Source organism: Sutcliffiella sp. FSL R7-0096 (assembly GCF_038595065.1).
Taxonomy (GTDB): domain Bacteria; phylum Bacillota; class Bacilli; order Bacillales; family Bacillaceae_I; genus Sutcliffiella_A.
Genome location: NZ_CP152003.1, coordinates 3,648,940 through 3,662,790 on the forward strand (window position 1 = coordinate 3,648,940; position 13,851 = coordinate 3,662,790).

General features: G+C 43.1%; 11 protein-coding genes. All 11 read right to left on the reverse strand.

The window, feature by feature from the left end; genetic code table 11:
* Window positions 1–17: 17 nt before the first annotated feature.
* The 11 genes from coaE to icd all read right to left on the reverse strand — a co-directional run bounded on the left by coaE (window position 18) and on the right by icd (window position 13,841).
* On the reverse strand, window positions 18–614 hold the full coding sequence (gene coaE, locus MKY77_RS18705; RefSeq protein WP_339147213.1) for a dephospho-CoA kinase: 597 nt from the start codon (window positions 612–614) through the stop codon (window positions 18–20).
* A gap of 55 nt (window positions 615–669) precedes the next feature.
* Window positions 670–1,311, reverse strand: a complete 642-nt coding sequence (ytaF, locus tag MKY77_RS18710; RefSeq protein WP_339147214.1) for a sporulation membrane protein YtaF — start codon at window positions 1,309–1,311, stop codon at window positions 670–672.
* Between the two features lie 231 nt (window positions 1,312–1,542).
* Complete coding sequence (gene mutM / locus MKY77_RS18715) at window positions 1,543–2,373, reverse strand: DNA-formamidopyrimidine glycosylase (protein ID WP_339147216.1); 831 nt, start codon at window positions 2,371–2,373, stop codon at window positions 1,543–1,545.
* A gap of 38 nt (window positions 2,374–2,411) precedes the next feature.
* Entirely contained in the window at window positions 2,412–5,042 is a 2,631-nt protein-coding gene (polA, locus tag MKY77_RS18720) for a DNA polymerase I (protein ID WP_339147217.1), read from the reverse strand.
* A gap of 282 nt (window positions 5,043–5,324) precedes the next feature.
* Complete coding sequence (locus MKY77_RS18725) at window positions 5,325–6,257, reverse strand: protease modulator HflC (RefSeq protein ID WP_339147218.1); 933 nt, start codon at window positions 6,255–6,257, stop codon at window positions 5,325–5,327.
* Entirely contained in the window at window positions 6,250–7,218 is a 969-nt protein-coding gene (hflK, locus tag MKY77_RS18730) for an FtsH protease activity modulator HflK (protein ID WP_339147219.1), read from the reverse strand. Before hflK ends, MKY77_RS18725 begins: the two co-directional genes overlap by 8 nt.
* A gap of 400 nt (window positions 7,219–7,618) precedes the next feature.
* The gene (locus tag MKY77_RS18735) at window positions 7,619–9,388 is read right to left on the reverse strand and encodes an ATP-binding protein (RefSeq protein WP_339147220.1); all 1,770 of its coding nucleotides are present in this window, start codon (window positions 9,386–9,388) and stop codon (window positions 7,619–7,621) included.
* Window positions 9,381–10,109, reverse strand: coding sequence for a response regulator transcription factor (locus MKY77_RS18740; protein ID WP_339147221.1), 729 nt, complete (start codon window positions 10,107–10,109; stop codon window positions 9,381–9,383). Before MKY77_RS18740 ends, MKY77_RS18735 begins: the two co-directional genes overlap by 8 nt.
* Before the next feature lie 386 nt (window positions 10,110–10,495).
* Window positions 10,496–10,972, reverse strand: coding sequence for a MaoC/PaaZ C-terminal domain-containing protein (locus tag MKY77_RS18745; protein ID WP_339147222.1), 477 nt, complete (start codon window positions 10,970–10,972; stop codon window positions 10,496–10,498).
* Window positions 10,973–11,164: 192 nt separating this feature from the next.
* Window positions 11,165–12,103: a malate dehydrogenase gene (gene mdh, locus MKY77_RS18750; RefSeq protein ID WP_237663515.1), complete on the reverse strand. Its 939-nt coding sequence runs from the start codon at window positions 12,101–12,103 to the stop codon at window positions 11,165–11,167.
* 469 nt (window positions 12,104–12,572) lie between these two features.
* Window positions 12,573–13,841, reverse strand: coding sequence for an NADP-dependent isocitrate dehydrogenase (gene icd / locus MKY77_RS18755; protein ID WP_060664806.1), 1,269 nt, complete (start codon window positions 13,839–13,841; stop codon window positions 12,573–12,575).
* Window positions 13,842–13,851 lie beyond the last annotated feature (10 nt).

The window sequence follows — 13,851 nt, forward strand, 5'->3', positions numbered from 1 at the left end:
TGATCAAATACAAACTTTTAAATTTTCCATTCTGATAATACTTGATTTAGTTGTTGTTCTGTTTTGGTTAGGGAGCCGTTGTTGTCTATGACTGCATGGGAGATTTTTACTTTTTCTGAAAGGGGCATCTGGGATTTTATTCTGTCTGTTGCTTCCTTTTCGGATAGATCGTTCCGCTCCATTAAGCGCTTTAGTTGGGTTTTTTCGGTTACAAAGACCAGTAAGGTCTTGTCCACGAGATGGGTAAGATTGCTTTCAAACAGTAAGGGGATATCCATCACTACCACATCATGACCATCTTCTATGTATTTCTGTGTCTTCTCTTTCATACTGGTCCTGATACTTGGATGCATGATTCCATTGAGCTTTTCCCGTTTTTCCTGATCTTGAAAAATAATGCTTCCAAGCTTAGGTCGGTTCAGTGTTTTGTCGTCATTTAGTATTTCTTGGCCAAACTCACTGACCAATTTCTTGTATGTATCTGTGCCGATTTCAACCACTTCCCTTGCTACTACATCAGCATCCACGATCGGAATATTCTTATCCCGCAGCATATTGGCCACCGTGCTTTTTCCACTGGCAATCCCACCGGTCAGGCCTATGATCAATGGCATGTCCACTCCTCCTTTTAAAAGAGAGACTGTCCTCAACAGTCTCTGCTAGTCTTTCTCACATTTTAATAATACCGATAATGATAAGTAATACGCCAGGTAAAAATGAGAATTTATTAATCCATGAAACAGTTGAGAAAATCCTTCCCAATTTTATCCCGGTGATAACAAATAGCGAGCTCATCACTGCCACAGATACCGCCATCAGCCAAGGGGAATAACCTAATAAGGCTGCTCCGATACCCGCTCCAAACGCATCCAAGGACAGGGCGATACCAAGAAAAAAAGCCTCCAGTCCAGTAATGGAACCGGACCGATCAAAGTCGGCTTCTGTGGGTTTCCTGAGGATATTGATGACAACCCCCAAGGATTTGATTTCAAGATTGAAAAGAATTCGTTCATCCACAAATGATGTGGTGTCATCGGCGGTACTGGCACGGAAGAATTGATATAGAACCCAAACTCCCAGGAGTATCAGAATGCTTCCACCAATCGTCTCTGCAAATGCAGGAGAGAGGAAATTCATAAGTATGGTGCCAACAAACATGGCAAGCAAGAGCGAGACGGCCGAACAGCACGCAATAATACTGATAGATCTAAGTGGCATATGCATTTTTCTGAGGCCATATGTCAACCCGACACTGAAGCTATCCAGACTAACAGCAAAAGCTAATAGGATAAGTGAGATGTATGGAATCATATAGAGCTCCTCCCTAACTATCACTACGATAGTATATGGCAGGAGCCCATTCGATGTGTTCTAATAATTTTTCACTCTAACTCCCTTTTGCCTTACGCTCCGGGTGTTCCCTTTCCGGAGGGCGCTGCTTGAGCCTCTTCACAACGTTTCAGGGGTCTCCACCTAACGCTACCTCCCGCCGGAGTCTCACACCCTGCTCTTCAGGCAAAAAGGGGAAATTACAATTGAATCTTAGGGCTTTGGCTGGCAGTTTGGGCAGGTGTGGGTGCCTCGGCCTGCTACGACCGTCTTTTCGATTTCGTATCCGCATTTACGGCATGGCTCCCCTTTGCGTCCATAGACAAATAGCTCTAGCTGGAACATGCCGATTTGTCCCTGGGAGTTGACGTAAGAACGGATGGTGCTCCCTCCTTTGTCCACTGCTTCCTGGAGTGTAAGGACAATTTCACGTTGCAGCTCGATTAGCTCAGTCTCACTCAGACTGCTGGCCGTTCGTTCCGGATGGATCCCGGCACGGAATAACGCCTCATCGACATAGATATTACCTAGCCCGACCACAACTGACTGATCTAAGAGCACAGCTTTGATGTTGCGGTTTGTTTTGGCAAGTCTCTCTTTTAATAGATCTAGGTTAAATTCATCCTCAAAAGGTTCTGGTCCAAGGCTTACGAGAGATTTTGCAGCCAATTCCTCCCCTTTTTTATAAAGATGAAGGGTACCGAACTTTCTTACATCCTGATAACGCAGCTCGGTGCCATCCTCAAAATAGAAGAAAACATGTGTATGCTTATTAGCCGGCTCCTCTTTCTGGAACAAACCATATTTCCCCTCCATCCTAAGGTGGGACACCATGCAATAGTCATTGAGGTAAAATAGAAGAAATTTCCCTCTTCTGCCTATCTCAAGAATTTCCTGACCAATGAGCATCTTTTCAAAAAGAACGGCATCATCGGGTTCTTTAATCATTTTTGGCCATAATACTCTAACTTCACTGATCTTTTTGCCTTTCACAAGCTGCACCAGCGTTTTTCTGACGGTTTCAACCTCAGGTAGTTCAGGCATGGTAAAACACATCCTCTTACTTCTTGTCTGTTGTTGCTCTATTTCGCATCGTACCATGTGGAGCCATAGGAATAATCCACTTTAAGCGGAACCTTCAAATCCACCGCTTGCTCCATCACTTCCGGAACGATTTTCTTCAGTTTTTCTATTTCCTCTTTAGGGGCTTCAAATACAAGTTCATCATGCACTTGCAAAAGAACTTTCGCCTGCATGTCCTCTTCTTCCAATCTTGCAGACATGTCGATCATCGCTTTTTTGATGATGTCCGCGGCACTCCCTTGGATTGGAGTATTCATGGCTGTTCTTTCTGCAAAACTTCGCAGGTTGAAGTTGCTGCTCGTGATTTCAGGCAGATAACGGCGACGATGCAGGAGGGTCGTTACATAGCCTTTGTCCTTCGCATCGAGTACACTGTCTTCCATATATTCTTTCACACCCGGGAAACTTTCTAGGTAACGGTCAATGAACGTTTTGGCATCTTTCCGGGTAATGCCCAGGCTTTGCGAGAGACCGTAGTCACTTATACCATAAACAATCCCGAAGTTTACTGCCTTCGCCTGTCGACGCATGTTGGACGTGACTTCATTCTCAGATACATGGAAAACATCCATTGCAGTTTTTGTATGGATATCTGCATCTTCCTTAAATGCCTCTATCAGCTTCTCGTCGTCTGCAATATGCGCTAGAACCCTCAGTTCAATCTGAGAATAATCGGCAGCAAAAATGACCCAGTCCTCGTGTGATGGGACGAATGCCTCTCTAATCTTTCTTCCCTCCTCTAGACGAACCGGGATATTCTGTAGGTTCGGGTCGATGGAGCTAAGGCGTCCCGTTTGCGTTAGTGCCTGGTTAAAACGAGTGTGGATTTTATGAGAATCTTCATGGATAACCTTCAATAACCCTTCAATATAGGTAGACTTTAATTTTCCAAGTTGACGGTAATGCAAGATTTGTTGGATCACTTCGTGCTTTTCAGCCAACTTTTCCAATACGTCAGCGGAAGTGGAGTAACCGGTTTTTGTTTTCTTTACTGGTGGAAGTCCTAGCTTTTCAAAAAGGATGACACCCAGTTGCTTCGGAGAATTGATATTGAACTTTTCACCAGCAAGCTCAAATATCTTCTCCTCGATTCTTTCCAGTTTTTTACCCAAGTCGGCTCCCATTTCTTCCAAACGGGCTTTATCCACTTTGATACCGAGCGCTTCCATTTCTGCCAGCACCAATGTTAATGGCATTTCAAGCTCTTCAAACAACTCGAGCTGTTCATTGTCTTTAAGTTCATGAATAAACGATTCCTTCATTTCCCGCATGGCAAAAGTTTTTCGCACAAGGTGGTTGGCCACTGTCTGCTGATCCGGAACACTACGCTTTGCGCCTTTTCCATAGACCGCTTCGTCTGTTTCAATCTGATAGTAACCTTTCTTGCGGGCAATACCAGCAAGGTCGGTGGAGGTTTCCGAAGGATTGACGATATAGGATGCAATGATGAAATCAAAGTCGATTCCGTTCAACTCGATTCCTTTCCACTTCAATGCAACTATTGCCCTCTTCGCGTCAAAGACCGTCTTCTTTTTCTTGGAATCTGATGCAAATGCAGCAAACTCCTCCGATTTCAATGCTACTTCTGTTGGAATAAAATAATTCCCTGTTTCATTAACGAGTGCAATCCCTTGGATTTCTGCACGATGGTAATTTTCGTCCAATACTTCAACCATAAAGAAGTTCTCTTCGGCAAAGTGCCCTTCTTTCACTTCTTCAAGTATATCGAATGAAATATCTTCCAAATCCTCCGATACCGTTTCTCCATCTTCTCCGAGCTTGTCCAATAGGGAGTTGAAGCTGAGTTCTTTAAAGATGTCGATCACTTTCTTCTTGTCGAATCCCTCATAAAGAAGTTCCTCCACTGTGACTTCCACTGGTGCCTCGGTCATGATGGTGGCTAACTCTTTACTCATGATTGCCTGTTCTTTATTGTCCTCTAGCTTCTCCTTCAGTTTCTTACCGCTGACTTTATCAATGGATTCAAGTAGAGTTTCAATCGTGCCGAATTCTTTTAACAGCTTGATAGCCGTCTTTTCCCCAACTCCAGGCACACCAGGAATATTATCTGACGAATCTCCCATCAGTCCTTTCATGTCAATGATCTGGTCTACGTTAAGGCCATATTTCTCTTCAATGAAGGCAGGAGTATAGGAATCCACGTCTGTAATCCCTTTTTTCGTAATATCCACTGTAATTTTTTCTGTTGCAAGTTGGGTTAAATCTTTATCACCTGAAATGATTTTCACTTCAAACTCATCTTTGGCAGCCTGCTGTGCTAGGGTACCGATGATATCATCTGCTTCGTATTCCGGCAGCTCGTAACGTTTAATGTTGTATGCGTCTAGAAGCTCTCTTAAGAAAGAAAATTGCTCGGATAGTTCTGGTGGCGTTTTTTGACGACCGCCTTTGTATTCTCCGAACGTCTTATGTCGGAAAGTCGTCTTACCTGCATCAAATGCCACCAGCATATGTGTAGGTTTTTCCTCTTCCAGGATGCGCATCAGCATCATAGTGAACCCATAAATGGCGTTGGTATGTATTCCTTTTTCATTACTTAATAGTGGTAGTGCGAAGAAAGCACGATAAGCAATGGAGTTCCCATCAATCAATACTAATTTGTTTGCCAAGTTGACTCCTCCTTTGTACCTTTTATCTTATGTATAAATCTAAAGTGAAAAAGCCACAATTCTTCTTCTATTCTATCATGGATAGGAATAGAAACAAAAATTGTGGCTTTATTGTTATAACTGGAGTTCCCTCAAAAATTTAGTGGTTACTTTTCACTGCAGGCACTCGCTTTCCACGGGGCGGTGCTTGAGCCTCCTCACAACGCTCGGGGGTCTCAAGTCTACCGCTACCTCCCGTCGGAGTCGAGTGCCTTCCGCTCCAATCCACTTTACATAAATACTTTATTCCATTCCGCCCATTAGCAGTTTGGCATATGGGGAATCTGATGGTAGGACAATGACCGTTTCACCGTCTATGGTCTTTTTATAGGATTCGAGAGTACGGTATAGCTCATAGAATTCTGCATCCTTGGAGAACGTGTCATTATAAATTTTAGCCGCTTCCCCTTCACCTTGCCCACGTATGGTATCAGCATCGGCTTCCGCTTTAGCAAGGATTTCCCTTACTTCACGATCAGTATTGGCCATGATTCTGTTTTTGTCAGCATCCCCACGAGAAAGATATTCTTGGGCAGTCGATTGACGTTCGGAAATCATTCGTGTGAATACAGCATCTTCATTTTCTGGTGGCAGATCGGTTCTTCTCATACGTACATCTGTCACAACGATCCCGTAATTATCTCTTGCTAGCAGTTGATTCACTCTTTCCGTAACTCGATCGTTCAGACTTCCCCTAGAAGATTTTTCATCATTGATGATATCATCATAATTTAATTGACCAAGCTCTGTTCTGACGACAGAGAAAACAAATTCAGACATTTTTGTTTCGGCGTTCACAAGACTTGCAAGATTGCTGATCATCAGTTGTGGATCTTCCACTCGCCAAACCACATAGTTATCGATAAGCATCCGCTTTTTGTCGCGAGTGTTTATTTCTGCACTTGCTTCATCATATAGCATCTGGTACTTAGGGACAGTCGTCACAGATTGGATAAATGGGGTTTTAAAACTCAATCCAGGCTCATCAACAATTTTGACTACTTCTCCAAACTGTCTGACCACCTTATATTCGCCTTCTTTAACAACAAACACATTGGCTAGAATGATTCCAAGGACTACAAGAACTACTACTCCGACTAATCCTCCTCGGATAACTGTCCTCCATTGTACATCAGGCTTTTTCTTTTCGAGGTTGATGATGTTCTGATCACTCATTGTTCCCACTTCCTTCCGGGTTCGCTGGTGGTTTTGGTGCAGAGTTTTCCGTTCGGAGCGGGAAGTATTTCATCGTATTTCCATCATCATTCATAATGTAGATTTCAGCATATGGTAATACTTCTTCCATCGTTTCCAAGATCAAACGCTTTTTTGTCAATTCCGGTGCGTTCACATATTCATTGTATAAGGAATTAAATTTCGCAACATCTCCACGAGCCCTCTCGATTCTGGCTGCTTTTTCCCCTTCTGCCTTGGAAATAATTGCATCTTTTTCCCCTTCTGCTTCATTCATGCGCTGATTGTTGTATCTTTTCGCTTCATTGTTCTTCGTGTTTTCCATTTCACGTGCATCTGTTACATCTGTAAAAGCCTTACGAACTTCCGCGTTAGGCAATTCCACATCTTGAAGATTGACGGATGTGACCGAGATACCTATATCATAGCTTTCCATCAGTGAGGTTAATAGATCAAAAACCTCCACTTCAATTTGGGCTTTCCCCGAAGTCAGTGCTTCATCGATCTTTGTGCTTCCGATAATACTTCTTAAGGAAGCAGAAGTTGCGTTATAAAGAACCGCTTGTGGATCATCACTATTAAATAAGTATTTTCCTGGTTCGCTAATTTTCCACATGACGACCATATCCGCTAACACGATATACTCGTCACCTGTAATCATTTTGGTATCATTCGTGTATTCAACTACTTCTCCGTTTCTCTCTTCATAGCCGAATTGTAAACTGAATGTTTCCTTGGATAATTTTTTTACGTCCTGGATAGGCCATGGCATCTTAAAGTGCAGCCCAGGCTCACTGATTCCTTCTTCTACTTTTCCGAAAGTCAGGATTACTGCTTGTTCGGATTGGTCGACCGTGTACCAGGATGTCAAGGCAACCGACCCAATAACCGCAGCAAGGAACACTAGAAAAACGGTCGTATAAATGCGCTTTAAACTTATCAATGTTGTATTCTCCCCTTTTTTTGTTCTCGTTGATTTATACGTACGATGTAGGGGAAAGTTTCATTATTTCTAAGATTTCTAGCTGTAGCTTGAAGCAAAAGGCCGAGACTCCTTGAAAATGCGAGCATTTTCTGCGTGCGAAGTATCGCTGCCGCTGCCCTCCTTGTCCTGCGGGGGAGGAGCGACAATCTTGAGACCACACAAGCGTTGTGAAGAGGCACAAGGTCGCCCCGCGGAAAGCGAAGCCTTTTTGCGAAAAGCAACAGCGGTGCTTAAAGAAAAAAAGAAGGAGAGAGCAGGGTGGGCTCTCTCCTCTTCCAAAATTGGCTCCTTGGATGAAGGGGTTTTCATAGATTATAGTAACAAAGGTTTGTTAAGGTGGTATGAAAGGTGTGTAAAGCTATTGTAAATCTTTGTTTTCTTTAGACAATTTTACCGTAAAGGTCGTCCCTTTATTTAATCTACTTTTCACAGAAATAGTGCCATGATGAGCTTCCACTATGTGCTTTACGATGGCCAAGCCAAGTCCGGTTCCACCTGAGTTCCGGCTTCGTGCTTTATCTACCCTGTAAAAGCGCTCAAAAATTCGGGGGATTTCTTCTTGTTCCATCCCGACACCTGTATCTGAGACTACTATCACAATCTCTTCCCCAACCTCTTCCACGTCCACCTTCACTTCGCCACCAGCCGGTGTATAGGCGATGGCATTGTTAATAAGATTAATGAAAACCTGTTTCACCCTAGAAGCATCAGCAAATAGAAACAAGTCTTTTTGCGGCCGATTCATGATAAGCTCGATTTCCTTTTCCTTTGCCTTTCCTTTCAAAATCACAAAGATTTCTTCTAGGATGCCACTGATCTCGAAATACTCCGGATTAAGTTTAAAGCCTTGCTTTTCAATTTTAGAAAGATCTAGCAAGTCTTCAATCAAGGATTGCAACCTGTCGCTTTCTTTTAAAATGATGGAAAGGAAATATTCCAATGTGTCTTTGTCATTCATTGCGCCATCCAGCAATGTTTCGGAAAAACCCTTGATCGAGGTGATCGGCGTTTTCAATTCATGTGATACATTCGCTACAAAGTCCTTCCTCATCTGTTCGAGCTTTTTCAATTCTGAAATATCATGGAAAACAAGCACAATTCCTTTCCACTCATCATTGATACCGATAATCGGCGCTCCATACACCTCAAAGTGCCTTCTTTCAATTTTCAGAGGGAGAAGCAACTGTTTGCGGACGTTCACCTCTGTCATAAATATCTCCTCTATCAAGCTGACGACTTCTTTATGTTCAATCGCTTCATAGTATAATCGATAGAGATATTCAGAAGAGTCTGCATCAAATGTTACCTTATAGGCCCGGTTAATTAGATTTACATAACCACGACCGTCAATCAAGATAATTCCGCTCCCCATACTCTCAATAAGGGTGCGAAGTCGATCCTGCTGCATCTCTTGCGCTTTCGTCATATCCTGCAGATTTCTTGCGAGTATATTGATGGATTGACTCAGCATCCCTGTTTCATCCACATGTTCTTCAAAGGTCCTTGCCTTATAGTTTCCTTTGGCAAGTTCCATCGCTACCTTGGTCGCAGATTCTATTGGACGCGTGTATTGGGAGGTGATTTTGACACCTAGAAGTAAAATAACCACAAATGCCGCACCAAGGCTTGCAATAAGCAATCCCCATATTTGCTGGTTCACCCTTTGCAAAGAATCAATCGGAGTGCTTAGCATGACATACCCATCCCGAACACCATCGCGTGTAATGGAGCCTCCATAATAATAAAACTCATTATTCTGCTCATAAAAGATTCTGTCTTTATCTATATTGTTTTGGATTGTGTCCCTAATAATTTCCTGATGCGAATCCGCTCCTGTTGGAGAAGGGCCATTTGTGTCATAGAGAACGATTCCATCTTTATCCGTAATACTGATCCTCGCGGACAATGTACCACTTACGTCATCCAAGTGCTTCTGCAGTTCGTTGGTGATTGTGGTCTCCTCTTCCACTAGCATCGTTACAAGGTTTGTTTCTTTTACCAACCTTTGATTGAACGTGTTCAAATAAAAAGTCTTAAAAAGTTGGCCCAGTAACAATCCAAGGCACACAAGCACCACAATAATCAACGTGATGAGTGCAAATAGGAGTCTAGAGCGGAACCTATTCATGTATTTTCGGTTCCTCCAGCTTGTAACCAAGCCCTCTGATTGTTTTTATATATGTAGGTTTTTTCGTGTCTGTTTCTATTTTTTCACGCAAGTGACTGATATGGACATCCACAATGCGTGTATCCCCGGCAAAATCATAATTCCAAACCGCACTGAGCAACTGATCTCTAGTCAATACTCTTCCTTTATTTTTCGAAAGATAAACAAGTAATTCAAACTCTTTCGGAGTCAGTTCCAGACGCTCTTCACGAAAGTATGCTTCATAATGTTCCGGAAGGATTTTCACGTCACCGATAACAATCTTTTCGGAAGTATCCTCTTCTTCCTTCGGTGTTTCCATTACAGTCGCATGCTGTTGCATCCTACGAAGAATCGCTTTGACCCTAGCAACCACTTCCCTTGGGCTGAATGGTTTGGTCATATAATCATCGGCGCCAAGTTCAAGGCCAAGAACTTTATCAAATTCATCATCTTTAGCGGTGAGCATCAAGATCGGTGTATGAATTTTATGCTGTCTGAGCTCTTTGCAAACTTCAATTCCATCTTTCTTTGGTAGCATAAGATCAAGTACAATCATGTCAAACTTTTCTTTCATCGCCTTGTTCAGACCTTCTTCTCCGTCCATTGCCACAGAAACGTCATAGCCTGCCTGCTGCAAATTGTACTGTAACAACGTCACAATAGATTGTTCGTCGTCTACTATAAGAATTTTCTTATTCATCCTTTTCCTCCACCAACTGTTTTGGAAAACCCTTTTTCCACCCTGATGCCAATTCTATTAATTTAACTATCATTACGTATCCATTTTACACGTAAACATTATTCATCACAATATGGAACGATAAACGAAAAAAAGAGCTTAGGAACTAAGCTCTCAGACTGTTGACAAACTATAAACTAGTTAGGTTATCTGTTGGAAGAGTTGATCTTCGTTGCAGGAGCTTCGCTTTCCGCGGGCAGTCCGGAAGCCTCCTCGGGCTACGCCCTGCGGGGTCTTCCATGTCCTTTCCTCCCGCAGGAGTCTTCGCTCCTTCCACTGCGATCAACTAGAGAATTTCATTATTTTAACCTTTGTCTACACACTGAGAGCTTAGGAACTAAGCTCTTCTAAAAGTTTTCCATTGCACTGCTTTCCATCGGCTCTAGACGATGGGGCGGGCAGACTGTAATGGTGCCTTTGGCGACCGTTTGGTTATCTTCGTTTGTTCCATGGACACTCATTACGATGCTGTGATCTTGATCATTGACCTCCACCACTTCAAAAAGAAACTGAATGGTTCCGTAATGGTAGACAGGCTTCGGAAAAGATATATCCTGACTGATGACATGACTTCCGGGACCGGGCAAATATTTGGAGACAGCTGATGTAATGATCCCAGTAAGCATGATGCTAGGTACAATCGGTTTTTTGAAAGGAGTTTGCGACGCATAATCGTGTTGGATATACAATGGATTTGCGTCATTTGTCAGTCCAAGATAAAGTAGTAGGTCTTTATCTTCTATTTTTTCAGTCAACTCCAGCTTTTCTCCCACTTGGATCTCGACCAGCTTTCTCCCAAGCTTTCTCTTTTTACCAAGTAACATATAGACACCCCCTGTTGATGTGAAAAAATTCCCTTTGTGTAATTTGAAAACGTTTACAATAGTATGGTAAAAATTCGGGGAAAGAATTCCCCGGATCAATTACCTGATTTTTAACATTACGGAGACCATCGCCGTTGATTTCCGCGCCAGCTAGAAATCTGCTGGATATTGGAACCATCCTATTATATAGGTTTAGCTTAAAACATTCATGACATTTTTGACGGATTCGACAGACTTGGAAAGTGCAGCTTTTTCTTCTTCTGTCAATTCTAGTTCGATAATCTTCTCGATTCCACCGGCACCAAGGATGGTTGGAACACCCAGGTAGATTCCCTCATGTCCATATTCTCCTTCCAGGTATGCGATGGAAGGGAGGATACGGCGTTGGTCTTTAAGGATCGCTTCTACCATTTCCACCATGGAGGCTGCAGGAGCATAGTAGGCACTACCGTTGCCTAAAAGGTTCACGATTTCTCCGCCACCTTTTCTGGTTCTTTCCACAATCGCATCCAATCGATCTTTCGGAAGCAGTGTTTCTAGAGGTATACCACCCGCATAGGAGTAACGGACAAGTGGAACCATGTCATCGCCATGGCCACCAAGTACAAATCCAGTAACGTCCTTGACGGAAAGGTTAAGTTCTTGAGAAACGAATGTACGGAAGCGTGCTGTATCCAGTACACCCGACTGGCCGATTACACGGTTTTTAGGAAAGCCGGATTCTTTGAAAACGGTATACGTCATGGCATCTACCGGATTGGTCAGCACAATGATATAGCAATCAGGAGAATGCTTTACTATTTCCTTTGTTACGCTTTTCATGATGTTCTGGTTAGTAGTTACTAGATCGTCACGGCTCATACCTGGCTTGCGGGCAATACCGGCAGTGATGACGACGATATCGGAATTAGCTGTATCTTCATAATTGGATGTACCGGTGATGTTTGCATCAAATCCTTGTACTGGACTCGCTTCTAACATGTCTAAAGCTTTCCCTTTTGTAGGGTTCTCCATTTGCGGGATATCTACAAGTACAACGTCTGCAAGTTCCTTTTGTGCAAGTAAGAATGCGGTTGTTGCCCCTGTGAATCCTCCACCGATTACAGATACTTTTTTACGCCTCATTGTCATGATTATTCCTCCCTAACCGATTAATGGACATCTTTTACACCGCTGTTGATTTACGCACCGGGCTTCGCTTTCCGCAGGGCGCTTGCGGATCCTCCTCACTACGTAGAGGGCCACTGAAAAAGTACATTATTCTAGTAATCTGTTCTATACCGCTGTTGATTTACGCAAACGGCTTCGCTTTCCGCGGGGCGACCTTGAGCCTCCTCGGGCTGCGCCCTGCGGGGTCTCAAGAATGTCGCTATCCCCCCGCAGGAGTCTTCGCCTATTGCTCCAATCAACAGCTAGAATTCATAAAAAAGATAAGTTATTGGGTTTTTCAGTGGCCTACTTCATTGCGGGGTCTCCGCTAACCGCTACCTCCCGTCGGAGTCTTCGCCTATTGCTTTAATCAACAGATAGAGTGCATCGTCTAGCATTAACTTATTTTCAAAAAGCAAAAACCCTTCAAGAGTTTTTGCTTCTTTTAAGATTACATGTTTTTGATTAGTTCGTCGCCAAACTCGGAGCATTTAACTTCCGTTGCGCCGTCCATTAAACGTGCAAAGTCGTAAGTTACTACTTTAGAAGCGATGGATTTTTCCATAGCGTCCACTACAAGTTTAGCAGCTTCTGTCCAACCAAGGTGCTCAAGCATTAACACACCGGAAAGGATGACAGAAGATGGGTTTACTTTATCAAGACCAGCATATTTCGGAGCAGTTCCGTGAGTAGCTTCGAAAATCGCGTGTCCAGTTTCATAGTTGATGTTTGCTCCAGGAGCAATACCGATTCCTCCAACTTGTGCAGCTAGTGCATCAGAGATGTAGTCTCCATTGAGGTTCATTGTTGCAACAACATCGAACTCTTTTGGACGAGTAAGAATTTGTTGTAAGAAGATATCAGCAATGGAATCCTTCACAAGGATCTTGCCTTCTGCTTCTGCAGCTTCTTGAGCTTTATTTGCAGCATCTTTACCTTCCGCTTCCGCGATACGGTCATATTGTGCCCAAGTGAATACTTTATCGCCGAATTCTTTTTCAGCTAACTCGTAACCCCAGTTTTTGAAAGCACCCTCAGTGAACTTCATGATGTTTCCTTTGTGAACTAGTGTTACAGATTTACGGCCATGCTCGATTGCGTAGTTGATTGCACCACGAACTAGACGGGAAGTACCTTCTTCAGAAACAGGCTTGATTCCGATACCAGATGTTTCAGGGAAGCGGATTTTGTTTACACCCATTTCTGTTTGAAGGAAGTTGATTAACTTTTCTACTTCCTCAGAGCCTTTCGCATACTCGATTCCAGCATAGATATCTTCTGTATTTTCACGGAAAATAACCATGTCAGTATCCTCTGGGCGTTTAATAGGAGAAGGAACCCCTTGGAAATAACGAACAGGACGTAAGCATGTGAAAAGGTCCAACTCTTGACGTAAAGCAACGTTAAGAGAACGGATTCCACCACCAACTGGAGTAGTCAGAGGTCCTTTGATTGCAATTATGTACTCGCGGATATCATCAAGTGTTTGACTTGGCAACCATTCACCAGTTTGGTTGAATGCTTTTTCTCCAGCCAATACTTCTTTCCAGACAATTTCCTTTTCACCATTATATGCTTTTTCAACAGCTGCTTCTAAAACACGGGATGCAGATGCCCAAATATCAGGGCCAATTCCGTCTCCCTCGATAAATGGAATGATCGGGTTGTTAGGTACGTTTAATACACCATCTGTAACTGTAATTTTTGTTCCTTGTGTCAAAGTAAAAACC

What these genes read in the sequence shown, in the direction of transcription:
- coaE (WP_339147213.1), bottom strand. Translation starts at nt 614, where the DNA reads ATGCCATTGATCATAGGCCTGACCGGTGGGATTGCCAGTGGAAAAAGC.
- ytaF (WP_339147214.1), bottom strand. Translation starts at nt 1,311, where the DNA reads ATGATTCCATACATCTCACTTATCCTATTAGCTTTTGCTGTTAGTCTG.
- mutM (WP_339147216.1), bottom strand. Translation starts at nt 2,373, where the DNA reads ATGCCTGAACTACCTGAGGTTGAAACCGTCAGAAAAACGCTGGTGCAG.
- MKY77_RS18725 (WP_339147218.1), bottom strand. Translation starts at nt 6,257, where the DNA reads ATGAGTGATCAGAACATCATCAACCTCGAAAAGAAAAAGCCTGATGTA.
- MKY77_RS18735 (WP_339147220.1), bottom strand. Translation starts at nt 9,388, where the DNA reads ATGAATAGGTTCCGCTCTAGACTCCTATTTGCACTCATCACGTTGATT.
- MKY77_RS18740 (WP_339147221.1), bottom strand. Translation starts at nt 10,109, where the DNA reads ATGAATAAGAAAATTCTTATAGTAGACGACGAACAATCTATTGTGACG.
- MKY77_RS18745 (WP_339147222.1), bottom strand. Translation starts at nt 10,972, where the DNA reads ATGTTACTTGGTAAAAAGAGAAAGCTTGGGAGAAAGCTGGTCGAGATC.
- mdh (WP_237663515.1), bottom strand. Translation starts at nt 12,103, where the DNA reads ATGACAATGAGGCGTAAAAAAGTATCTGTAATCGGTGGAGGATTCACA.